Below are 24,736 nucleotides of genomic sequence, written 5' to 3'. Positions count from 1 at the left end.
AACCTAAACGCACCACCGCCACTCTACCGCCATATCCCACGCTTGTCAATTTCAAACTGAGCCCTGCGACCAAGAACAGGCACAAGGCGAGCAGCATAAGTTGTGCGACCACGCAGCGCGCTCTCTACCCAATACGCGGAGTGATTAAGATGTTGCGCAGGCGGCGATTTTACATAACTATAGCACGGTGAAACAAACAGTAGTTGGTGGTTGCTTATGCGCATGGGATTTCTATTGCTTCCGTCTGCCCTTTTGGTTGCCCTCTCTTCCGGGGCCTACGGGACTTCGCTTGACGAGGCGTTGAAAAAGACGCTGGAAAACAATTATGCCATCAAGGCGGGCGTCTATAGGAGCCTGGCTACCAAAAGAGAGATAGCCAGTGCAGTTGTCAGGGGGTTCCTGCCCAGAGTGACCTATGACTTTGTCGTACAGAAGGACGGTAGGCATGCATCGCAGAGTATGTCTACTTTAACCCTCACACAACCAATGTTTGATGGCGCTGCGACGCTTGCTCTTGACAAGGCAAGACATCTGCACAATGCACAGGATGTAGGGCTGGCTCTAGAGAAACAAAAAACCCTTCTGAGCGCAATAAAGACTTACATGGGGGTGCTAACCGCATATGAAGTACACAAACTGAACGAGAATAATGTAAAGGTGTTCGAGCAACACATGCTTGCAGCAGAAAAACGTTTTTCAGTGGGAGAGATTACAAAAACTGAGTTGGCTCAAGCAAGGGCGAGGTTTTCCGCTGCAAAATCTGACGCCATGAGTGCGGCAGGCAAGCTAAAAGCCATGGAGGCAAGTTACACGCGCATAGTGGGAGAAAAACCAGTAGACCTAAGATATCCCAAGCACAGGCTCCAGATTCCCGAATCACTGCAGGAAGCCATAGAAGCCTCGAAGTCGGGTAATCTCGCTCTCACGCTGTCGAGGTACCTATATCAAGCATCAAAGCGCGATGTGGCCATAGCAACAGCTAAGAAGCTGCTTCCGTCGTTGAGCGTATCTGCGTCCGAGCTATTCCCGGGTATGAGCGTGGAAAAGGCATCACAGCGATTAGAGGTGCGGCTGCGGCTTGCGCTTTTTGAGCAAGGGACGGGGTTTATGGATATTGACCGGGCACACAAAATTCGGCAACACAAGCTGTATTCTTTGCGCGAGGAGATGCGGGAAATTGAGGAGTCAATCGTACTGGCTTGGGAAAACCTGGCGACGTCTAGGTCTGTATTGAAGTCCGCACGTGATTCTGCCAGATTCACAGAAACAGCGCTGGAAGCAATAAAGCAGGAGGCAAAACTGAACTTAAAAACAACTTTGGATGTACTAGATGTTGAACAGGAGCTGCTCAAAGCAAGAGTGAACACGATAAACGCGCACAGCGAGTTGATTGTGAGTCAGTACAATTTGCTTGCCTTAATTGGGCAATTTAATATTAATTAGGTCACGTACCTTTAGGATGTGCTTGTTATGAGTGGTCCCAGCAGTCTCCAGTCCATACGTGATGTTGTTGCAAGTATAAGGAGGGTTATTCTTAGCGATTCCCAGGCGCATGATGACGTGATGTACCTAGAAAACCCAGAAAATCTGGATGTGGTGCATTGCAAGAAAGAAGCCCCCAGTGTGTCTGGCAGCGTCGGTGTTACGCAGAGCGTGGGTAGGGTGCGCCACTCTAAGAATTTCTGTTCGGTGGAAAGGGAGGTCCAACAACGCCAGATAAGTTGCTCCATGGAGCTTACCGAGAGCTCGTCCTTGGCCTCTTTCGCAGGTGGCGCAGCTCCTGACGTTGCTGTGGATGAGGACACCTTGCTCTCCCGGGAAAACATAGAGGCAGCTACCAAGGAGATAAAAAAGCTGGTAGATGCCGCCATGGTTACTGAGGGTCATGCAGCCGCTGGTCCCGTGGAAGACGGCAACAGCGGGGGTCTCACCGTAGAAGAGCTTGCACTCAGTGCGCTGAGGCCTCAGCTTTCTGATTGGCTGAACAAAAACCTACCAGGATTGGTTAGGGAAATCGTGGAGAGGGAGATCGGCAAGTTGATCAAGCGGCAGTAGGGGGTTTGTGCGGTTGGGGCACAAGAGGCCGGGCTTGCCCTTTTACCAAATTGCCAGCAGGCGCGGCCCTGGTTGGCGTACGAATCTCCGCACTGGTGTGTGCGCCGCTCCTCTTGCTGGCCGTCCGTGAGGGGCTATGTTGCAACGCTCTCGCCAACGCTCGTTAGCATATTTCTTGTAATGTTGTCATACGCATTTAGTAAGTCTTTGCTACTCACGGTTGGGTTCCTGCTTTCTGAGGTTTTGCAAATCTCGGGGTCAATTCTTACATCACCAAGAAACGGTGCCCCAGTCAGCTTGGCTATATCTTGCGCTCCCCCCATGCCAAACACGTAGGTCTTGCAGCCAGATACATCATCAAAAAAGTAGCTCATGTTTTCCACGACCCCCAATAGTTTAATGTTCAGATTCGCAAGCATGTTACAGGTCTTCATGACCTGCAATGCCGACAGCCTCTGAGGGGTGGAGACCACCACTGCTCCGGTCGTAGCGAACTTTGCAAGGCTGATATGCACATCACCAGTACCCGGCGGGGTATCAACTATCATGTAGTCTATCTCACCCCAGTTCGTGCCCATCATAAGCTTGTCTATTGCCTTAGTAAGCATGGGACCGCGCCATACTATCGCCTTGTTTTTGTCCTCCACAAGGTTCCCAATCGAAATGCTTTTCAACCCAAAACTTTTCAGGGGCATTATCATGCCATCGTGGTCGATTCCCGCCAGGGCATCAGCCCCAAGTAGGTGCGGAATTGAGGGACCATAAATGTCTGCGTCCACCAGCGCAACCCTGTACCCACACCGTACCAGAGACAGAGCAATCTGAGTCGCTATAGTAGACTTTCCTACACCTCCCTTACCGGAAACAACTAACACCGTGTTGCTTACTCCCTTGATCTTAACCTTGGGCACATTAGACGCGCCTCTGCGCACCAGCGCAACCGTTACACTTGATACGCCAGCGATACCGTTCTGGATTTCGCGTATACACTTTGCTTTGAAGTGCTGTTCCCACGATTTAGTAACCCGTTCGGGCATATCCAATATTACGCCCACATTGCTTCCGTTCAGGGTGACAGAGAATTTACCGACGTCAGCCACGCTGTTACCTGTTTCCGGATCCGTAATCTTCTCCAGAATTTTTCTAACATCTTGTTCAGTGAACATTGCAACTTCGCATAGCAGGGTGAAGGGTTATGGTACCACGTATGGTAAAACATGTTTACTTTTGTGATGCACCTAATTATCATGCGCTCGTTAATTGCGACGTTTGGTTAGTATGGTAATAGTACCCGGCAGCACTGCTACGGCCCTTGCTGCAAGCCTGTCGAGTGTCACGGGGTTCCCCGTGGTTACTCCTTGCATTTCTAGGTTCGCAGACGGAGAAATAAGCGTTGAGTTTCCAAATAGCGCTTCGGTGGCACCGTACAAGAATGTGGTGCTTTTGCAGTCTTTGTGCAAACCTGCAAATGATAGTTTGATGGAGCTGTTGTTGTTGTCAGACGTCGTGCGGCGGGTATGTGCACCAGACAGGGTAACTGCCGTGGTGCCTTACATGTGCTATTCTCGGCAGGACAGAGCAACATCTCGTGTGTCGGGTGGGCATGGCATGGTGACGTCAGCGCTCAGCTCCAAGGTTATCGCAAAGTTGCTCGGAACATCTGGAATAGATCATCTGATCACCGTAGATCTGCATTCCAGCCAGGCAGTTGGGTTTTTCGAAATGCCGTTCACCAATTTGCCCGCGTCAGGGTTGTTCGTTGAGGAGATTGGGGACAGCCACATATTGGAAAAGCTTGTAGTCGTAGCACCTGATTGTGGGTCTCTGCCCAGAGTGAGGGAGTTCGTTCGTGCGCTGTCAGAGGGGCACAAAGTCAACTCCGTGCAGGTAGCAGTCATTGACAAGTACCGCGAAAGTCCTGGAGTGTCCGAAGTCGTGCATGTAGTTGGCAGCGTAAAGGACAGGCACTGCCTCATTTTGGATGACATAGTAGACTCGGGAGGCACACTTTGTAACGCAGCCGCAGCCCTGAAAACAAGAGGCGCTATGAGTGTGCATGCGCGCATAACTCACGGTGTGTTCTCTGGAAGCGCGATTAACGCCATAGAAGCGTCGGAACTGGACTCTTTGGTGGTGACAGACACTATTAGCAGCGGAGCATCCTTCTCTGAAGGCAAAATAAAGGTCCTGTCAGTAAGCAGGCTTCTGGGGAACTGTGTACTATCGCACTGCATGGGGCACAGGGCGTGAAGAAATCCTCAGACAGAGCAGCTGTATGTGTAGGGCGCGAAGAGCTCGCTAGAACGGCCAGGTTGGTGAGGCTCAGGATATCAGAGCACGAGATTGACCGGTATTGTGAAGAGCTCGGCAGCGTCGTGGCGTGGTTTAACATGCTGTCTGAAGTTGATACAACAGGCGTAGATCCCGTACTACATGGGGGGGCACCTGGCCCGTTACAGACGCGCCACGACACCGTAGATGATGGAGGGATGAGAGACCAAGTGCTTGCCTGCTCTGAAGTGGGTACAGAGGCTGGGTGCTTTTTTGTGAAAAAGGTCATAGAGTAGGAGGACACGGCGCAAACTCCCGCTCCCACCCGCGCGGATTCACGCGTTACTGCCGATACTTTCTCCCACCATCCCTTTCAGGACGTAGTGCAGTACACCCCCGGAAGCGAGATACTCTTCCTCGATTGCAGTGTTTATTGCGCACAGTAAGGAAATTTCCCGCTCGGAACCGTCTGCATCACGAATCTTACACGTAATCTCCTCACCAATGCCTACATTGCCGCTTAGTGCGATTACTTCATTGCCAGAAAACACATTGTCACTGGCCCGTTTAAAGACCAGTGGCAATACCCCCATACCCACCAAGTTGGATCGGTGTATACGCTCAAAATCTTCCGCTATCACCACCCTTACCCCAAGCAGCAGAGTACCCTTCGCCGCCCAGTCTCTACTAGAACCTGCACCATATCCCTGCTTTGCAATAATTACCAGTGGCACACTGTCTTTTCTGTAGAGCATAGCGGCCTCAAATACCGTCATAATCCTTTCTGTTGGAATGTGCCTGGTGAACCCACCTTCCACTTCACCGAGCATCTCATTCTTTATTCTGATGTTGGAAAAAGTGCCGCGCAACATCACGTGATGATTGCCCCTTCTTGCACCGTACGAATTGAAATCTCGCTCTCGGACACCACTGCACATGAGAAACTCACCTGCCGGACTGTTCGCCGGAATATTGCCTGCAGGAGAAATGTGGTCAGTAGTTATGCTATTGCCAAGCAGCATCAGTATCCTGGCTCCGCTCATGCTGAGCCTCCTGCCGACCATATCACTGTTGGCTCCGCTCCTGAAGTAGGGGGGGCTCTGCACGTACGTGCTCCCAGGTTCCCAGTTATATGTTGTCTCACTTTTAGATTCAACACTCCTCCAAATCTCATCGCCACTGAAGACGTCCTTGTATTTCTCCTCGAACACTTCCCTGGATACAAACTTCGCGATTACCTCTTCGATCTCACGGCTTGAAGGCCACAAATCGCGTAAGAAAACGTTGTTGCCGTTGGAATCCTGGCACACTGGATCGCAGGTTATATCTAGGAGTACTGTACCTGCCAACGCGTAGACCACAACAAGGGGCGGCGAGGCGAGAAAATTAGCCTTGACGCAGGGGTGTATTCTCCCCTCGAAATTCCGATTGCCAGATAATACCGATGCTACCAGCAGGTCTCGCTCTTTGATTGCGCTTTCGATCTCCTGCGCAAGCGGGCCAGAATTCCCAATACATGTGGCACATCCGTACCCAGCAACATTAAACCCCATGTCATCCAGGCACTCCTGCAGCCCAGAAGCTTGCAAGTACGCCTCGGCAACCCTAGAACCGGGAGTGAGTGAAGTCTTAACCCATGGTTTTGGCCTTATGCCAAGTTGCTTAGCTTTGCGCGCAACAAGCCCTGCCGCAACCATAACATGCGGGTTTGAGGTATTGGTGCAGCTGGTAATCGCCGCAATAACTACATCTCCATTTTTTACAGCGGAACCGTGTTCGGTCTTATTGTGTGCGCACTCCGGCAGGGTATGCGGAACTTGAGACAGTAAAACCCTTTCCTGTGGCATTTTGGGCCCTGCAACTACGGGCCGTACATCCGCCAAATCCACAGAAAGCTTATCCGAATAGGCCACTTCGCTGCCGCCTTCGTACCACAGACCTTGTGCACGCATGTACGTCTCGACTATGTCTATGTCTTCTTTTGAGCGCCCAGTGATATCCAGATAGTCTAGCGTGCCTTGATCAAACGGAAAGAACCCACAAGTTGCACCGTATTCCGGCGCCATATTTGCAACAGTGGCTCGGTCAAACACAGATAAATTCTTGAGTCCATCTCCATAAAACTCAACAAATTTCCCCACCACGCACTTCTTTCTGAGAATGTTAGTGATTGTCAGCACAGTATCTGTCGCGGTAACACCCTCACGCAACTTGCCGTGCAGTTCCAGCCCCAACACTTCGGGAACCTTCATGGATATTGGCTGCCCGAGCATTGCGGCTTCAGCCTCTATGCCCCCAACGCCCCATCCCAGCACCGCAATCCCGTTTATCATTGTAGTATGGCTATCAGTCCCAATAACTGTGTCCGGGCACAGCACTCCACCACGGTTCCACACAATCTTGGCCAAATATTCGAGATTGACCTGGTGACATATCCCGGTACACGGCGGCACTATACGGAAGTTACTAAATGCGGATTGTCCCCACTTGAGGAACTTATAGCGCTCCAAATTTCGCGACATCTCCAGTTCGACGTTTTTTGCCAACGCATCCTGCGTGCCGTAGAAATCAACCTGTACAGAATGGTCTATTACCAGGTCTACAGGAACTTGCGGATTTATTAAGCTTGGGTCCCCCCCTTTTTCTCGCACGTAATCACGCATGGTCGCCAGATCCACAAGCACAGGTATCCCTGTAAAATCTTGCATGATGACCCTAACTGGCATGAAATTTATTTCACACTCCGCACCAGAGTCGATACAGTGCGCCAACTTTTTTAGGTCACCAAGCGTAACATGAACACCGTCTTCGTTACGTAACAGATTTTCCAGTAAAATCTTGAGCGCAAACGGAATTTTGTTTCCATTAAGACCGAGGTCTCGGTAGACAGCATCTAGTGCGTAGTAGTCGTAAGAACCTCCACCTGCACGCAACTGCTTGCGTGCCCGTAGAGAATCCAAGCATGTCATACCCAACCTCCGCACAAGTGACTGAAGCGCCGCTTTCCTCTCGACAGGGTAACAGAAATCCGCCATACTGTCACCCTTTCATCAACAGCAGACCAAAACCATTGGCCTCAGCGATATGCCCATAATTAATATGATAATTAACTTTTTTAACGTTAACATGCGTGTCATCACGGAAGTATCATGTAGAACACTCGCGGATACGCAGTTAGCGTGAAAATGCAGTGAAAACAGGCGCCCACAGACACGAGCTCGCTCCATACAGGGTACAGATGCGTAGCTACTGCAACGAGGCTAGTAGAGCTCAGGCCATGAAGCCGTAAGAATGGGGCGCCGTTTGCGGCTATGCACACGAAACAGACGGATGTGCGCCGCGCCTACCGCACAGCAGCACCAGCGGAAGTGGCCTAGTTAAGCCTTACGATATCATAAGGGCTATCAAGCGAGAAAGTAGGCACGTCCACATAGAAGACCTGCGCCTTGTCTTCATCCACGAATTGATACCACCCGTTCATAACCCCGGACGGCGTACTGAGGCACGTACCACTAGTGTACTCGAAAAACCCCCCGGGCTTTAGCACGGGCTGACGGCCCACCACACCAGACCCGCTGACTTCGTTTATCATGCCTTTAGAATCTATTATCTTCCAGCTACGCTTCAACAGCTGTACAGTAGAATCACTGACATTCTTGATCCTGACGCTGTAAAGCCATATGTAGCAATTCTCGTGCGGCATCGAATGCTCCTCGAGGTAGCTCGGTGTTACCTCAACTTCTATCAGACCAGTCGCACCACTACATCTAGGCGTCGTCATAGCGCAGCACCACCCCACAACTTCGAAAAACAAACGCGTGGTCCACCAGACCCTAATTGAAGTATCTCCCCCCAGCGGTATAATTATAGTTGCTTTTTGTTTCTACATCAATCGCTATCACATGCCAAAATCATATGTCCACACTGGTACCATCATTGGCATCATGGGCGGAGGACAACTCGGTAAGATGACGTCCCTAGCCGCATCAAAAATGGGTTACAGGACCCACGTATTTGCAGAACACCATGATGACCCAGCAGTCTTCGTTACCAACACCTCCACCATTGGGAGTTTTAGTGATGGCAGCAAACTGTCGGATTTTGCATCTGCAATTAACCTCGCGGTAATAGAATTTGAAAACATACCCATTAGTGCAATAGACATCATTGCAGAAAAAGTCCCCGTGTATCCGGGCAGAGCTGCACTGCATATTGCGCAAAACAGGATACGAGAAAAGCAGCACATACGTAATCTTGGCATCCCGGTAGCGGATTTTGCGGTAGTGAACAGCCACGCAGAACTTCTAGGTAGCATTGACGACATTGGCTACCCATGCCTACTCAAGACCGCAGAGCTAGGATACGATGGCAGGGGGCAGTACACGCTAAAAAGCAGCAGCGATATCGCCGGGGCGTCATCCCTAGATTGGAGCCGCAGCTATATTTTGGAAAAGTTTGTCGATATTCACGAAGAGATCTCCCTGATTATTGCTGTGGCAGCGGACGGATCACACGAGCTGTTTCCAATTGCCCAAAACTATCACGTTGACGGCATTTTGGATAGATCAATCGTCCCCGCACAAGTCAAGCGTTCCGTGCATGAGCAGGCGGCAGAGATGGCCATCACCATAGCAACTTCGCTTGGCATTGTGGGAATTTTAGCTGTTGAGTTTTTTATTACAACAGACGGATCATTGTTGGTAAATGAGATAGCGCCACGCCCGCATAATTCCGGCCATTGGAGCATGGATGCGTGCAATGTTAGCCAATTTGAGCAGCTAGTGCGCGCGGCGTGTGGCTTGCCGCTTCGGAAAGTGCAGTTGCTTGCGCCTTGCGTCACAAAAAACGTTTTTGGTGACACGGCCGCAGTCTACCAAACACACTCACATTCGAATAGTAGCGTACACATATATGGCAAATTAGAACCTAGGCAGCGCAGAAAGATGGGGCACGTAAATATTCTCGATTATTAGGCAAGTGCCTATCGTATATTGTGGTTGGCCCCATGGCTACCCAACGCAAGAGCTGGGTTTTCACCAACACTTGTGGTGGGGCTGTAAAATTACGCGATGGTTCAGCCCTGTGTGACAATGCAGTTCGCTTTAATCAACACAGTGCAGTTTTATGATGCCAGAGTCTGGCAGATCTGCAGGCAATTCATACGGCAGGCTGCTACTGTAGAGAACTTCAAGCCTGCTATTGCCCGCGTTATATGCTGTACTCATTCTGTAGGGGGTAGGATGAGCGCTGCCACGTCTCTCAGCCGGCAATATGATGCAGTCACTGCTCTCATGGCTTGTCAGATCAGTTAGATCCACGGGGCCTACACACAGCTTCAGTAGGGTTTGCAACCGCATAGAACTGGAGTTATGTCTTATATTGAATATTGCAGTCAGTGTGTCCTGCGGGGCAAGGTTTTTGACCAAGTGCACAGCCTTTTCGCTCACACCCATCTCGTACAGCTCGGCTTTCAAAAACTGACAGCCCTTGAAGATTCCACTTTTTGCGTACTGGTATTTCGGTATGTTGTGTATCTCTCTTTGGCCACTTGGTCCGGTGTACGAATCGCTTGCGGCATGTATTTTAGCTTTCTTTGATGCCAGTATGCATAGGCCTTGTTCGTACGGATCACCAACTTCTATGGTTTGCGCATCTAACGCTGTTTTGTGTTTATGTAGGGGGGCTGAATACCGCATAGGCACTTTGTCCAAATCTGGGCAGAATCTCTCTACGTTACCCACAATACCCATCCTTTTTATATCATCTTTCGGTAGATATAAAATTCCTTGCGGGCCAGGAATTAGCGCATCCAACAATTCCTGCCTCTCCCGTAGCGGTATGTCAGGAAATCCGGCGCACCCTTCACTGACCAAACTTCTTTCACCAGCCCCCAAGTCAACCGTAGTTTTTCCCACAAGCAGGTCTAGTACTTCGCGCCCTTCTGCGTACCTGCCAGCCAGCCGTGCATAATCCGCAATGCTGACACGTCCCTGTTCGGTTCTGATCATGGCACGATATTGAGCCATGTGTAGCGCACACTCCGTGCAGTATGTAATTACTGAATATACTCCACCACCATAGGTGCCAAATTTAAGCCCAATATCCCTATAAACCCCCGCGCTGGGAGCAAACTGTTGGTTAATCACCAGGCACCTGAGGTTGCTCTTATCACCCGACAGGTATAAGAGCTCAGGTTTAGAGCCATCCCCGCACAACATATGCCCAGCTCGCACCACTTTAACCTTCATGGGGTCAGATACAACTTTCTTCGGACACTTGGCATATTGCTCAAACATGTAATCATCTGACACAACCGGGATTATAGCCGACAACGCGGCAGGAAAGGTCATTGTTTGGCCTACCCGTAACTCAAAAACACACTTCTTCTCGTTGCGACACCCGGGAAACTTCACCCCGATTGCATTGCGTTTGTTGCGCACCCTGTAAACTGTGGGTTTGGGTAAAAAAGGCGTGGGCACGCACTCTGTGTATACATTCACGCCTCCTTCCTTGTACGTACCGCATATCACGTCTTCGCGCATTTTTTTCTCAACATCAATGACGTAGGTGCTACCCAGCAGAGTCACTGTAAACTCTTTTTTGGTCTCCCCAGCTTCCAGGTTCAGGTATAAATTACGCCCAACAGAAGGGGACGTACCTTTATTCTCATCGGTGTAGCTTACAACCCGAATACCTGGACGAAAATAGTTCTGGTTGGCGAACGATACCGGAACAAACTTCACACTTTTCCTCCCAGGCAAAAAGTCACAAAAGCCTGGAGCATCTGCAGGTATCAAGGGCCTACAGGCGGAATGCTTACACTTAATGTTGCCATGCATGGCGTACATGCTATTGTGACAATATTCCGAGACACAGGCACATAGGTCTCCGCTTTCTTCATCAAAATATACTGACCCACAGTACTCAATAGCGTTCGGCAGGACGGGAGGCATAGCCCTCGTGGTAATCGCTGTGTAATAGTCCCTCATTGTCTGTATGTCGCGGCTACGGTACCCAGGTATTCTGACGCTCGCTCCCGGACCGGCAGAAACGCACTGGCGCATATGGCAAAAGTGCACGCTTGGGTTAAAAAACTGCTCCCTTGAATTATCCGCCCCAGCCTTGCTCTTGGCAATATGGGGATTGGTAAAGTTTATGAGCCTGGGTCCCGCTGCATACACACACGGGCTTACCACACAGGATAGTACAAAACCCAGAATAGACACGCATACGGCTTTTGCTGCACGATGGTACATAGACGGCGCGTTACCAAAAGCCGCATGTCTTAATGCGGAAGGGTTAAGAAATCCATACTACAGACAATGATGTTACGGAGCCGCGCTATCATTTCCGAGCGCTAATCATACAAGCGCTAAAGGAAATTCCGGCATGCACCGCGCAAAGGCCTCATTTATATATGCTCCGGAACAACCCCACAAAAAGTTGAGCAGTGAGTTGTATAGTCTTACTCCACGTGCCAGTTTTATGCACACAGCCCTGCTCCACACACGCGATCCACTGCACATGCACAGCCTACTGCACGCACCACCTCACACGCACAGTCTACTCCACGCACCAGCCCTACTCCACACACGCCATCCACCTCACACACCAGTCCTGCTCCACACGTCATTCACTCCACTCCAACCCACTACAAACGGCACTGCTCTCGGCCACTGGAAACTACCGGAGAAACGGGGAAAGTCCCACTTACGCGCGCAGTCCAACCCACCCCACACGCAATCCACTCTTCTCCCCCCCCCCCCAACCAACTGGGAGGCCTGGCTCTCGCCTTGTGGAAGTCTTTACGTTTGATTACAATGACGAGTTGGTTAAGTTGGAGTCTATCACGCTTGCGCGATTCTAGTTAGGAAGAATGACGAGTCTCAGTACAAAGCATGCACATCATATTGCAGTGGCAAACACTGCCCATGCTGTGTCTGGAGTGCTCATAAGTATGGGTATATTGCTAGCATCCCTCAGCATTCTTGCGGTTTTTCTTGCGGTGCTCATGTATTTCAGTGCAGCTGCAAGGATATTTTCGCTTTCTGCCACCAATGCCGCCACTGTTTGCGCCGCAGTAGCGTTGTTATCAGCGTGCATCGTATTTTGCTCGGTAAGAGATTTAGTCAAATCTTGCAAGCAAGTTAAACAAGCGGGGAAGGAAGAATCACCAGCAGTCCAGCCATTACAGCCTATTCTCACTTCTGTGACTCCCCACTCTGAAGCGGCAGCCAACACACGTAGACAGCAACGTATACGTGGGAGTAAGCACGGGGATGTCATAGCAGAAATTGCCAATAGCGTCGCATCTCTCGCCATGATCGCCACTTTCACCGCTCTTGCCACTGTTGTTGGGGTCGCCATTGCCAGAATCTTCAATTCCTCAGTTGCCTTTGTTGGGGCCGACGTTTATAGCACTGACGCTTTTGGTACAGCAAAAGTCGCCATAGTTGCCGCAGCAGCCGCTGTAATTTCTGCGGTAGTCACAGCTTTATTTGCAGCAATAGCCGCTAGAGCCGCAAACCGCAGTACAATGCCGGCAATACCACCGGAAGATAAGACGGCAACCGATAAAGCAGTCACACAGGTAAAACACGCAAACCTCGCTATCAAAATTTCCGGCATAACCGCAATAGCAGCAACTTCAACCGCGGCAGTGGCTGCACTAATAGTGCCCTTTGCTGCTAAGGCCAGCGAAGCATTTGCCATTTCTTGGGGCATGACCACAGCTGCCAGAACCGCAGCAGCTACAACACACACCACTGGCATCATAGGCACCGTCAGTACCGCTGCGTACCTACCACATGCGCTCATAGCACTATCTGTTGCATGCTCGTTATGCCTGCTGATACATATTGCGGTGGATATCTATTTGGCGCGGATACCCTCCTCCCAGCCTCGTGGCAAGCAACGTATTTCCCACCAGGTGGCAGACCGAGCACGCAGCACTTTTTCAAAGGGCAACTCCCTACAGCCCAAGAGCGCACCCGCTAGTCCGCATGATGACCCTACCCGCGGTCACAGCGATTTTAAGCATAACAACCCTGCTGATAGAAACATGACCAGCAGGCCATGCACTCCACCTACAGCTGCAGATCCAAAACACACAACACTCGTAGCAGCCATCAGTGCTGTGATGATTTGCAGTGCAGCCTTTCTCATGCGGAATTATGCAATGCTGGGTGCCGTTGCTCCACCTGCAGCACTACTACTTTATGGTGTGATAGCCTGGGTGCGTAAGATGAGTTGTAATGAGGTACAGGAAGAAGTTTTAAGTAGCAAGATTGACGGTCCCACAGCTGCTATGCTGCCACACATGTATGATGTTGCGTTGCAGACTGGCAACTAGAAATACGTAGATCTCACATCTGGCAGTTGTAAAACTGTTGCAATATTAACCACAGTGTGATAGATTGTGGCCCAGTGCTTGCACTGAAAGTGTAGGGATATAGAATCCCCATTACGTGTTATGGAGGCCACCCCTTTGGTGGTTGCACCTACTAGCACACAAGATCTAACTATACATCCAGGAGGCAGTGGGAATGTGGCGGCAGGATATTTGCACCATGGTGAAAAATACTCCCCTCCCATGGGCTTTGGTCCCCTTAGAGTTTGCTGCCCTAGGTGCATTACTAACAGTCCTTCCTCTAGCTGCTGCACAGGAGTATATTCGCCGGCGTAATGGAGGAGAAAAGCCAGCACGAAGTCCCTTCTGGAAAATTGCCAGGTGGTTGCCTGTACCTATAGTGACTGTTCCCCTCCTGCTTGGTGCAACATTCGTCTGCTGTAGCTGCAATAGTTGGGCGTACTGCTTCGAGGTACAAGGTGAAACATCTCGGGGGGGGGGGAGCGTGGAATATAGGGACCATCAGCAACACCCCGTAGCACATACTTCTGCAACAAGTTACAGGAGTGGTGCACCAGCTGGGGTGACTGCTGCAGGGTCGCGATCTTATCAGCAGCAATCTGCAGCCAAAGTGCCACAACCCGCACAGCATCAGCAATGCTCAGCGGCTTCCATCACTGCAGGCAATCATATCACTTGGGATGACGGCGGCAAACGCACTTCTGTTTTCGTCAGTGCAGTGAACAATGATGATATGCAAGTCCGTCACAATACTGACCAACCTCGTAATGTGATAGTGCAAGGTTCCGGTAGAGATTATACAGTGACAGAGGGTGTATTAGTACTGACAGTGCATTGGCTGCCTAAGAGAGCCTCACCAACCAAGCAGGAGGTTGCTGTGTCTGTCCATGCAGCTGGGAAGGTGGAGGTAGAACCTCGGTATCAGCGGACATGTGGCAAAAAAGGGGAAAAGTTGGACTTTGACGGGTGCAAAGTGTCCCTGGGAGGGACCTCTTTACAAAGAGCGCTGTCTCAGGGATACTGGAAGAGGATAGCAGCGTCCATACCACAACAACCTACCACTGCGGTATCAACGTCAGGAAAACCACCTTCTCACTTGGTAAAGGTCATGACATTTACTGGTGATAAGCTAGTAACACTGGCATCTACAGTGATTCAAGAAAGGTAAAAAAGATTGAGCCGAGCGCGACTGCAGCGGAGTCTCTGCTGAAGGATAGGTGCAATAGCGGCACTGTGTGTTGCAGGGGCTGTTGGTAGCCCATGGATGGTTGCAGCTGTTGAGGATGTGTTGAGTCTCCCAATACTATCGCAGTATTCTCCATAAGGTTGTGTGCTACCATCTCACATTTACTGAAGCCCAGTTATACAGGAGTTAGGCTGGCCTCTGCGCTACCACCCAGCACTAGCATTCATTCCTTATGCACTGATGGCATTCTCTACATTGGTCAATATCTGCACAATCATTCAAACCATCGCTGATCTATGTCCCAACCACACAGCCCTAGCATTCCTCCCATATGTGCTGATAGCATTCTTTGCATTAGTCTCAGTATGTACTGCTGTTCAAATTGGTGCTGATCTTTATTATCCCCCCACCTACACACAGCCCTGTCCTCCATGGCTAGAGTGCTGTTGAGGGTGTGTCTGGGGTGCTCATGAATATGGGTATGCTGCTGATGGTATGTAGTGTTATAGCAGCACTGTGTGTTGCAGGGACTGTTGCTTTAACAAGTCCATGGATGGTTGCAATGGCTGGCGTAGCTGCAGTATTATGGGCAGTGATAACAGGATTTTCTATAAGGGATTTAGTTAGATCTTGTAAGCAAGTTAAACAAGTAAAGGAAGAAGGATTAGTTACTGTTCAATCATTACAACCTGTTCTTACTCCTGTAACTCCTAATCCTAAGATGTCAGAGGTTGGTAAGAGAGTAGGTTATGGTGTGGTTCAGGCCGTAACGGGGGAGGCAGTAGGTTATGGTGTAGCAGCTGCTGTAGGTGATGGTATAACAGCTGCAGGTACTGCAGCTGCTGCTGGTGCAGGTGGTAACGGCTTGGTTGCTAGTATATGGAGCTTCCTTGAACCTGTTGTAGATGGTGTAGGTACTCTCCTCGGAGTTAGTGTTGCGGGTGCTGCGGCTACTGCTGGTACAGTTGCCGCTTGTGCTTGCGCATTCCTCCCATATGCACTGATGGCATTTTCTATCTTGATCTCAGTATGTTCAGTAATTCAGAGTATTGCTGATCTGTATTCTGCTAAGGTTCCTGTGGTATCTCTACACAAAGGGGCTGTTGTTGTAGGAGACCCTCCGCACACCACACACGGTCAGCTAAGGGCAGCGGCCTAGTGTGCCACGTACATACCCAATACACAAATGCACGCGCGGCAAACCCCCACACTAAAACGATGTGACAGCGCCTAAACACGAGGTTGAAACACGGACGGATTAGGGACCCAGCCGCTATCCGGCCTATGCGCAGTACCAGAACCCGATGTGTTATCAAAAACCCGTACATCCCACCAGGCACTTCTACCGCCCTGTTTTGCTGTACATTCCCCGCTTATATTTCTTGTCCAGCTCCTCCTTTTTCTTCCACCAAGACCGCTCCGGAGAGTAGCGATTATTCGTGTAACCCTCCTCGAAGTGTATGCACTGCTTATCGTCGCAGCCGGACATTTGCCGCACCTTGAACTGTTTAGCCAGGAAGTATTCATAGTCCTCCTCACTCTTAAACACTTCTTCGTACTCCTGCAGGCCTCCCATGCAACTGTAGTGACCGCTACCTATGGTCCACCAAGCATACCACGGACAGTACAGGTACTTCTTCTTCGCCGGCCACTCTGGCGGAGCAGGCTTAGGCTGAGGTTTGGGTTTTGGTGCAGGCTTAGGTTTCTCAATTTTCAGATGCCTAACCCCAGACCCAGCAGCCGCCCCACCTGTAGTAGACCTGGTGGTGCGTCTTCCTGCTGCTGTGGTCTCACCCGCAGCAGATTTTGCTCCCTCAGGCATCGTCCCGGGCTTAGTCCCTTGCGGCTTCGCCTCCTTGGGTTCTTGTCCCTTAGACTTCTGCGCATCAGGCCGCTGAGCACCAGACGTACCAGCAGACCCAGGCTTCCACGTCGTCTCGGTAGACGACCCCTCGTCAGCTTCACCAAGTTTCTTTTCCTCTCGACTACGCCCTGATGCCTCTTCGGATTCAGTGTCTTTCCTTTCATCAGGCGCAAGTTCTTGTGTCCCTACGGTATCCCACTGCTCACAGGTGATCATAACAGCACCACTTTCTCCCAAGCCGGGCGTAGCATCACCATCCTGGTCCCAACATCCTCCCATACCCGGAACAAAGACCTCATTCTCACGCCACTTAGAGTACCTAAGCCTTCGCTTACACAAGCTCCTGGGCAGGCTGCGTCCTTCGAAATACTCCTTCACCTCCAACACTTGTTCTTTCTCCCGCGTCAGTGGGAAATTCATCTCCAGAGGAAACTTCGTGAACATTGCACGCCCTTCCAGCAGCAATTTGGTAGCCCCATCATCGCCTGCCAGCACGTCTCCAGTGATAGTGCGGTAGCTGACCATCAAGTCCTTAATCGCCTTGACATTCAGCACCCCGGCCTGCGTGCTCCCTCCACCCACAGCCCGCATGATTTCATAGCACTGCTCCCTATCTTGCTGACTGTGCTGCGTGCCATTTTGAGCGCCGTTCTGGTTTCTAGCGGAGCTTTTTTTCTGCACACAGAATTTCACTACCGTATCACCACCGGCACCTGTATTGGCACCGTAATCCTTTGAGTCTGGAGTTCGAACATACTTAACTGGGTGTTGTTTGTGGCTTTCCTCCTTCTTAGGCTTGCCATGTTCGCCGCCCTCCCCAATATCAACTTTGACCGAAAACTCCAGGTCACTGATCCTGATTCCATGTTGCTTACTGTGATGAGCAAACACGTCGCAGTTATAGTTGCCATCACAGCTGGGATTGCGCAGTATCCCGACAACGTACTGGCCCGGCCTTCCGGATCTGCGTGCACCTATGTCGGTTATTGCAGCAGCTTCGCCTCCTCCCCATGCCTCAATCTTATAGAACTGGCACCACTTGTTGTTTTGCGATGGCAAAGTTCCGGTTATACGGTTCCCGCTGGAAGCTTCAAACTTCAGTACCACGTACTCCTTGGCAACTGTTTGTACCTTCTCGCTTTCAATTTTGTACTCCGGCTCATACCAATACCTGGAAAAGTCATCTATACACAAACCACGATCATAAAGGCTCAGGGGCTGTAACTTAACCGCTGGGTCGCTTCCCTCTTCTGCAGCCTTATCTCCGGCAGGGACCCTAGATGGCAAGTCGTAACCCGCCCCCATACTGACGCGCCCTCCGAGCGATATTGGGCGGTAGTCATCCATGCTTACGTATTCGTATGTGCAACCTTCGATCTTTTTCCCCGGTGCATAGTACTGCGTGTTTAGGTCAGCACACCCAGTGAGGCTACCCGGCTCAGTGGTAAACCTGCCTGACTCGTAATAGTACACAGTGTTTGCATCAGCACGTGCGCAAGGATTGCCCTTACCACCACTTGATCTGGTTCCACCAGATAGCGTCTTGGGCACCACAAAGCGCCCATCTTTTACCACAATGCTGTCCAAAATAGGCTGACTGAGAAGCTGCAAATTCATAGAGTACCTGTCGTCACACACGACCCTCCTCGCATCGTCACCCTCACCTGCCAGCACGTAGCGCCTCAACATTTTAGGCTGCTTCCTGAGCCACGTGCGGGATATACCCCCATCATTGGCATTATTAGCAATTTCGTAATCAGAGATATCAGTCCCCGATCCTATACCCGTAATACACATGACCCTGGGTTTACCGGTCTTCACCACGTAATACTCACACTTGCTGTCACCGCTATCATCGCTCGTCTTATCGCAAACACCTCCAAGTTCGCGGTTCGGACCCGCAGCAACACCGACAAACTCTACCTTGTTGGCATTACCACCGTGTTCTTTTGCTATTTCCGTGATTTTCTGATGCATAAAATCTATGGAGGAATACCCAAAAAACGCCCCCACAGGGTGTTTGTAGTAGCTAGTGTCAGTTTTCCACTTTTGGCTGCTAGTCCCGCGCAAAAGCTGTAAGGTACTTGATATTCTGCTATCACTCGACTTGTTGTCGATATCCACACACATACTCTTGCCACCGAATTGCACGCATTCCCTGAGCTTACGCTCACACGTGTCGAACCCAGAAGATCTGGTTATGCGGTCTGTATTGGTGATGTGCTGTCTGTACCACTCGGCGAGGGTTGGAGAATCTTCTTTCTCTACAATCTTCTCTTCATGTATCACCCATGTACCGTCTTCATCCGACACCACCCACCTGCCGCTTGTATTAGTACCGCTTGTGTGTTTCTTGAGGTGTTGCACGAACGCCCGGTCGGACTCATCCTGGCGACTATTGTTGTTCAGATCAAGGCGCTCTGCTGCACTTTTTACTGTATTCTCGCCCCTGATGAACTGAACCATATACTTATCAGATTTACTGTTACTGATACGATACTCAGTTCTGCTGGCGGCGCTGCTCTTACAATGTTGCACAATATACTCGTCACGCTTATAGCCCCGCCCCACCGAATCCGTGAGGCTATAGGCTTGGTAGATCCTGGGCAACTCCATGGGCGGAATCGGCAAACACTCTTCAAAAAGCTCGGTACTCATGGCCTCGTCGTTGCCATAGTACCTTACGCATACGGCATCTTGCTCCCTCCTTGCCTTCAAATAGTGTGTAACCCCACCATCAGAAAAGGAGTAGCTCTTCTCCTGCTCGGAAATCGCCCACTCCTGTTCTTCCTTAACATCCTTCCAACCCTTTGTATGCCATTCATACTCATCCTTCTGGCCGATAATGCCTTCAAAGACCGGGCTGCTTCTGCCCGGGTTGATTATATGCTTTCTGACTTTGCGGTGGAGCACCTTGCTGCTCTCCCTATCTTGTTCCCAACTTTCGACTATTGCCACAAATCCCGGGCGCCAAAAGCTCTGTTTGGAAAATTCCAGCGGAACAAACCTGACCTTAGCTGACCTCTTGCGACCGGGTAGCACATTACAGAAGGGTCCAGCATCGCGCACAAGTGGCTTATTAAAGCACCCCAACTCTTGCATACAACTTCTGTTCCAGCCACTAGGATCCCAGGGGAGATTGCATGCGAGCGCTTTGCACGCACAGATCTTTCCCGGCCCAGTCTGATCTTTCACGCCATACGTCATTACAAAAGTGGGAAACACATACCTGCAGTCCCCCTCATACATGCGCACGCAGGTGCCGCAGGCCGGCCACGCCCCACAAACTTTCAGCTTAGCAGCCAGCAGTGGCGTTGATGAGCTGGTGTCTGACACCTCCTCAGCCAAGGACACACCTTGGACACCGAGCCGACAGGTGCTGACCGGAGTATTCTTAAACTCACGCGCGGTATCGGAGCTTCTTCGTGCAAGAGTAGAGGAGCCAGCGGCGGCTCCCGCTGTGCAGGGCGTACCGGATAGGAGAAGCGCTACAGCCACGGCAGCGAAAACGTGGCGCCACCTATCCCAAAACAACATTCACTAACCCACCAGAACACGTGCCCACGTACGGTAACTCAGCAACGCTAAAATTTGCTTAATCCACTATACAACCGAGGCGTGAAGGTAATGGTAGTGTACCTAACTTGAGATCGAGTAAGACATCTACACACATTACCAATTTATAGAGATGCCCCACAAACCCTGAGCTGGGTTAACGCCTTCTTTTATCTTTTATCTTTGCAATAGTTTTTACCACTCCCGCAATTGGTGTAGCCCTCTCTGTAATGCACACACGACTTATCGTCGCAGCCCCACATGTACTTCACCCTCACCCAAGTATTTCTATACGCTTCAAACGCCTGCACACTATTAAACCAGTCAGTATACGTTTTTATGCCTCCGGTACAGGAGTAACTGTCCTCCCATGAGCTAGTCTGGAACCTAGCCCACCATGGACAGTACTTATATGTTATTTTTATTTGCGCTTTGCCGCTGACTTCCTCACAACTGCCCTGCGGCAAGCCGTCACACCTCTTAGGAGTAACTTTGGGTGCAGATTCAGCGGGCTTTGGCGCCCTAGCCCCGGTTGCAACCGGCTTAGTAGCCTCGGCTTTAGTAACAGCGGGTTTAGCGGCAGCTGGTGGGGCGGCAGTCGACGGTGCAGGGTGATGCCCGCCGGTACTCCGTGCGCCACCAGGCGTTTTCTTTCCATCGCCGAATGTGGGGAGAGTTCCTGTGTCACCCCACAATTCACAGGTAATCATCGCGGCTCCGCTCTCGCCAAACCCTGGCTTGACTTCTCCATCTTTCCAGCATCCCCCCATACCCGGAATAAAGAAATCACCGAAGCTGCGATAGATGTAATACATGTCTTTCCACGTGCATAACTCCCTGGGCAAGCTTCTACCACGAAAATGCTCCGCGATCAAACCCAGCCACTCCTTTATCTTGCCTTCCTGGTCATACAGCGGAAAGTTCATTTCCAGCGGGAATTTCGTAAACATCGCGCGCCCTTCCAGCAGCAATTTAGTGGCTCCATCGTCGTCTGCCAGCACATCTCCAGTGATAGTCCGATAGCTCACCACCAGATTCTTAATGGCGCTCTCATCTAGAGTTCCGGCACGTTTACTGCCGCCCCCCACTGCTGTCATGATTGTGTAACACCGCTTACCATTACTATTACTGTTAGCGTTTTGACCACTTGACGCGCTTGTACAATTGCCACTTGCACAGACACAAAACTTCACTATGGTGTCGCCGCCCACTCCAAGGTCATGATTCTCTCCTGTTGTGGGGTTCTTTTTGTTCTTGCCGCTTTTCCCTCCTTCCCCAACCTCAACCTCAATGGAGAGCTCCAAGTCCTTGACATTCCTACTACCCTTGTTCTCCGAAAAAGCTTTGCACCCTTCATCCGTGCAGTTAGGGTTGCGCAGTACCACCATGGAATATTGTCCGGGCCTTCCAGATCTGCGCTCACCCATCGCAGTCGTCGCAGCAGCCTCACCGCCCCCCCATGCTTCAATACGGTAGAAATTGCATCCCCTCGGCTGGTTTTTGTCTTCGGCTTTGAATTTAAGCATGACGTAGTCCTTGATAACAGTCGGATCATCCGTATTCCTCACCTCGTCTTGTTCTCCACTACTGAAAATGTATCTCGGCTCGTACCAATGTCTAGGAAAGTTGTCGATACACAATCCGCGGTCATATGGGTTGAGAGGCCTCAATTCGAGTTCGGTAGTTGGCTTCTTCTTCGGTACTTCGTCTACAGTCGTCGTCTGCGTCGCACTGTCAGCCTGCACAGCGCTTGACTGAACCGCCACGTTTGCATGCGCTTGCACAGCGCTGTCGCGCGCCAGGGCAGCACCAGCTGCCGCAGGCGCGGCGTCGTCGTGTGCAGGTGCAATTTCACCGAATGTGAGTGGGCGATAGTCATCCATACTTACGTACTCATATGCACAGCCTTTCACCTCTTTCCCAGAGCCATAGTACTGGGTAACTGGGTGGCTACATCTAGAAAGAACACCGGGGTCAGAGGTAAATCCGCCAGATTCGTAATAGTATACTATCTTGGCATCGGGACTAGAACACGGGTCACTGCCACCCTTGACGAAGCTACGTTCGAGAAATTCTGCGGGAAATATATACTGTCCATTTCGCACCGTCGTTTTGTCCAGAATATCCTGACCCAAGGAATCCAGAACCACAGAATACTTATCATCACATGCCACCCTTCTGGTGTCATTTCCCACGTCCACCAGGACATAGCGCCGCAAAACTTTCGGTTGCTTTCTGAGCCAAGTACGCGCTACACCGCCATCATTCTTGCTCCGGATCTCATATGCAGGAATATCAGACCCCATACCGGCCACGCATAGAACATTGGCTTTTGCACCCTCAGTAGTGTGGTACCAGCAGACTCTGTTCTTTCCCTCTCTATCTTCAACATCAGCACAATATCCCTTCATTTCTCGCAGTGCCGGGTCTGCGGTAACCCCAAAAAACTTTGCGCTGCTTTTTTCCTTGTGTTGCTGCTCGTCCTTCTTTCCCTGCCCGCTTGCAAATTGCGTGGTTGCATAACCCACGAACATGTCTCGTGGCTTGTCATAATATTTACCGCTCCAGTCTTCGGAACGCTCCTCCTCATCGTGGCACGTTGTTCCGTTAAATCTAACGCATTGTTTGTATTCGAAGACACAGCTGCGGCCAAATGCATTCTTTACCATGCGCTTAATGTTCCTTTCCGCCCTACTCTGCTCGGAACTTATTTCTCGTCTTGTTAGCTTTTTCTCCTTCCGTATTATACGCTCCCTGCCCTCATATAAACCGAGAATACAGGTTGGCACACTTTCGGGGGTATTGGCGTTGCACCTTGTGTCGCAGTCACCAAACTTCTCTTCGCCAGCAAAGCAGTTGCAGGTCCCCTGACGCTTATCTACAGCAATAGCCATACAGTCTGGCCACAGCTTGTATCCACCCCAGTAAAAATCAACTTTGTACTTTCCTGTATTCCCTTCCTTCTGCAGCATGTCGTGATTTTTCGCGATTGAAACTGCCATGGGACACGTATATGCCCACTCACGAAGCTCACCCGCAAAAAGATTGCTTCTATTCGGTATTTTATAATGGCCCGTGTAAGGCTTATCATCATACACTTTGAAAGCCTGGTATACCAGTGGGGGCTCCATTGCTGGAATGGGAACGCATCCACCGGAAATTTCGGATTTCCTCTCCGCATCCTCTCCGTAGTATCCTATACAAACAGTGTCGTGCACCCTGCGTGCCTTCAAATAGTATGTGCTCCCATGGTCGGCAAAGTCGTAATTCCTGGATTCCTCATCTATTCTCGCGCCATTGGTGTGCCATGTGTGCTTTTGCTTCTCTTCCTCCGTAGACGCACTTGCCGTCGTAGGTTGGCTGCCTGTTGCCGCAGGCTGGCTTTCTTGGGACACATCACTCATTGCAATTGCTGCCGCTTGGGTACCTGGACTGCTAGCAGTTGTAGTCCCCACACTTTGACTGCCATTGGAAGCATTACCGGATGTAGTTTCAGGCTGTTTCCCGCCCGGGTGGATTACGTGCTTACTCACTTTCTTGGTCATGACACCGTCTTTATGTTCCCAGCTCTCGACTATTGCGACAAATCCTGGAATCCAATAGCTCTGTTTGGAAAATTCCAGCGGAACAAACCTGACGGTTGTGGGCCGGTGGTGTCTGGGCAGTACATTACAGAATGGCCCCGCCTCCGTGGCAACTGCCTTGTCGAAGCATCCTAATTGCTGGTAGCAGTTTTTTTCCCACTCTGTAGAATCCCAGGGCAGGTAGCATGACTTCACCTTACATGCACAGATCTGTTCTGCACCTTTGGTATCGTCGTGCGCGCTGTATACCATGACGAAGGACGGATACACGTGTCTGCAGTCTCCCTCATACATGCGTGAGCACGTATCACAAGCTGGCCAAGCTGCACAGACGTCTATGCCCGCACCGGCAGGTACCGCATTATTCGTGCCACTGCTTCGGACCCTACCTACCGGTTTGACAGTCTGTTTTGTGAGCCAGCACGCACCACCAAGGGGGCCGCTCTGTTCGCCCTCACCCCCCATACCAGGCTCTCCCCCAAGTCCGGGACCTGGTCCTGAACCGGGTGGGCCTTCAGGACCTGGAGCGGAAGTTGTTGCGGGGCTCGAAGCGGTAGAGGCGGATCCTGCGGCGGTGGATGAATCGGAGGCGGATGCAGGGCTCTGAGCGGGAGAGGCGGGTGTTTCAGCAGTGGATGAATCGGAGGCGGCTGCTGCAGAACCCTGAACCATAACTGCGTTTGGCAAGCACAACAAGAGAAGCGCCAGGATAATGATGACATGGCGCCACCTATCCCAAAACAACATTCACTAACCCACCAGAACACGTGCCCACGTACGGTAACTCAGCAACGCTAAAATTTGCTTAATCCACTATACAACCGAGGCGTGAAGGTAATGGTAGTGTACCT

General features: G+C 50.9%; 14 protein-coding genes. 8 read left to right on the top strand and 6 right to left on the bottom strand.

Annotation, left to right across the window (positions count from 1 at the left end; translation table 11 throughout):
* Nucleotides 1-216: 216 nt before the first annotated feature.
* Together ACIS_RS01390 and ACIS_RS01385 are read left to right on the top strand one after the other, a co-directional pair.
* Nucleotides 217-1,443 (top strand): TolC family protein, encoded by a 1,227-nt coding sequence (locus ACIS_RS01390; protein WP_012880460.1) that lies wholly within the window; start codon nt 217-219, stop codon nt 1,441-1,443.
* Nucleotides 1,444-1,470: 27 nt separating this feature from the next.
* Nucleotides 1,471-2,055 (top strand): DUF2497 domain-containing protein, encoded by a 585-nt coding sequence (locus ACIS_RS01385; RefSeq protein WP_041651124.1) that lies wholly within the window; start codon nt 1,471-1,473, stop codon nt 2,053-2,055.
* 134 nt (nt 2,056-2,189) lie between these two features.
* Here ACIS_RS01385 and ACIS_RS01380 read toward each other — a convergent pair whose 3' ends face one another.
* A complete protein-coding gene (locus tag ACIS_RS01380; protein WP_012880458.1) occupies nt 2,190-3,221 on the bottom strand; it encodes an Mrp/NBP35 family ATP-binding protein in 1,032 nt (343 codons plus the stop codon).
* A 112-nt stretch (nt 3,222-3,333) separates the two neighbouring features.
* Between ACIS_RS01380 and ACIS_RS01375 the strand changes: the two genes are divergently transcribed.
* A complete protein-coding gene (locus ACIS_RS01375) occupies nt 3,334-4,305 on the top strand; it encodes a ribose-phosphate diphosphokinase (protein ID WP_012880457.1) in 972 nt (323 codons plus the stop codon).
* Nucleotides 4,302-4,622 carry an Asp-tRNA(Asn)/Glu-tRNA(Gln) amidotransferase subunit GatC gene (gene gatC, locus ACIS_RS01370; RefSeq protein WP_012880456.1) on the top strand — a complete coding sequence of 107 codons (321 nt, stop codon included), beginning with the start codon at nt 4,302-4,304 and terminating at the stop codon, nt 4,620-4,622. The genes ACIS_RS01375 and gatC overlap by 4 nt, the downstream gene beginning before the upstream one ends.
* A gap of 39 nt (nt 4,623-4,661) precedes the next feature.
* Here the strand turns inward: gatC and acnA are convergent, their stop codons facing one another.
* Nucleotides 4,662-7,295: an aconitate hydratase AcnA gene (gene acnA, locus ACIS_RS01365; RefSeq protein WP_041651395.1), complete on the bottom strand. Its 2,634-nt coding sequence runs from the start codon at nt 7,293-7,295 to the stop codon at nt 4,662-4,664.
* A gap of 404 nt (nt 7,296-7,699) precedes the next feature.
* Nucleotides 7,700-8,107 (bottom strand): Co2+/Mg2+ efflux protein ApaG, encoded by a 408-nt coding sequence (apaG, locus tag ACIS_RS01360; RefSeq protein WP_041651122.1) that lies wholly within the window; start codon nt 8,105-8,107, stop codon nt 7,700-7,702.
* 121 nt (nt 8,108-8,228) lie between these two features.
* Here apaG and ACIS_RS01355 point away from each other — a divergent pair, with 121 nt between their 5' ends.
* Nucleotides 8,229-9,299 (top strand): 5-(carboxyamino)imidazole ribonucleotide synthase, encoded by a 1,071-nt coding sequence (locus tag ACIS_RS01355; protein ID WP_012880453.1) that lies wholly within the window; start codon nt 8,229-8,231, stop codon nt 9,297-9,299.
* Between the two features lie 129 nt (nt 9,300-9,428).
* On the opposite strand, the gene ACIS_RS01350 is transcribed toward ACIS_RS01355, so the two are convergent.
* Nucleotides 9,429-11,507, bottom strand: coding sequence for a hypothetical protein (locus ACIS_RS01350; protein ID WP_238523309.1), 2,079 nt, complete (start codon nt 11,505-11,507; stop codon nt 9,429-9,431).
* 755 nt (nt 11,508-12,262) lie between these two features.
* On the opposite strand from ACIS_RS01350, the gene ACIS_RS01345 reads away from it, so the two are divergent.
* The 3 genes from ACIS_RS01345 (at nt 12,263) to ACIS_RS01330 (ending at nt 16,041) form a co-directional block, all read left to right on the top strand.
* A complete protein-coding gene (locus ACIS_RS01345) occupies nt 12,263-13,678 on the top strand; it encodes a hypothetical protein (RefSeq protein WP_238523308.1) in 1,416 nt (471 codons plus the stop codon).
* Between the two features lie 502 nt (nt 13,679-14,180).
* Nucleotides 14,181-14,864: a hypothetical protein gene (locus ACIS_RS01335; RefSeq protein WP_041651120.1), complete on the top strand. Its 684-nt coding sequence runs from the start codon at nt 14,181-14,183 to the stop codon at nt 14,862-14,864.
* A gap of 493 nt (nt 14,865-15,357) precedes the next feature.
* A complete protein-coding gene (locus ACIS_RS01330) occupies nt 15,358-16,041 on the top strand; it encodes a hypothetical protein (protein WP_238523307.1) in 684 nt (227 codons plus the stop codon).
* Between the two features lie 183 nt (nt 16,042-16,224).
* Here ACIS_RS01330 and ACIS_RS01325 read toward each other — a convergent pair whose 3' ends face one another.
* Together ACIS_RS01325 and ACIS_RS01320 are read right to left on the bottom strand one after the other, a co-directional pair.
* Entirely contained in the window at nt 16,225-20,283 is a 4,059-nt protein-coding gene (locus ACIS_RS01325) for a hypothetical protein (protein WP_012880448.1), read from the bottom strand.
* Between the two features lie 188 nt (nt 20,284-20,471).
* Nucleotides 20,472-24,350 (bottom strand): hypothetical protein, encoded by a 3,879-nt coding sequence (locus tag ACIS_RS01320; RefSeq protein WP_238523306.1) that lies wholly within the window; start codon nt 24,348-24,350, stop codon nt 20,472-20,474.
* Nucleotides 24,351-24,736 lie beyond the last annotated feature (386 nt).

The organism is Anaplasma centrale str. Israel (assembly GCF_000024505.1).
Taxonomy (GTDB): Bacteria; Pseudomonadota; Alphaproteobacteria; order Rickettsiales; family Anaplasmataceae; genus Anaplasma; species Anaplasma centrale.
The sequence above is the reverse complement of the archived record's forward strand: the minus strand, read 5'-3'. Positions and strand labels throughout refer to the sequence as shown.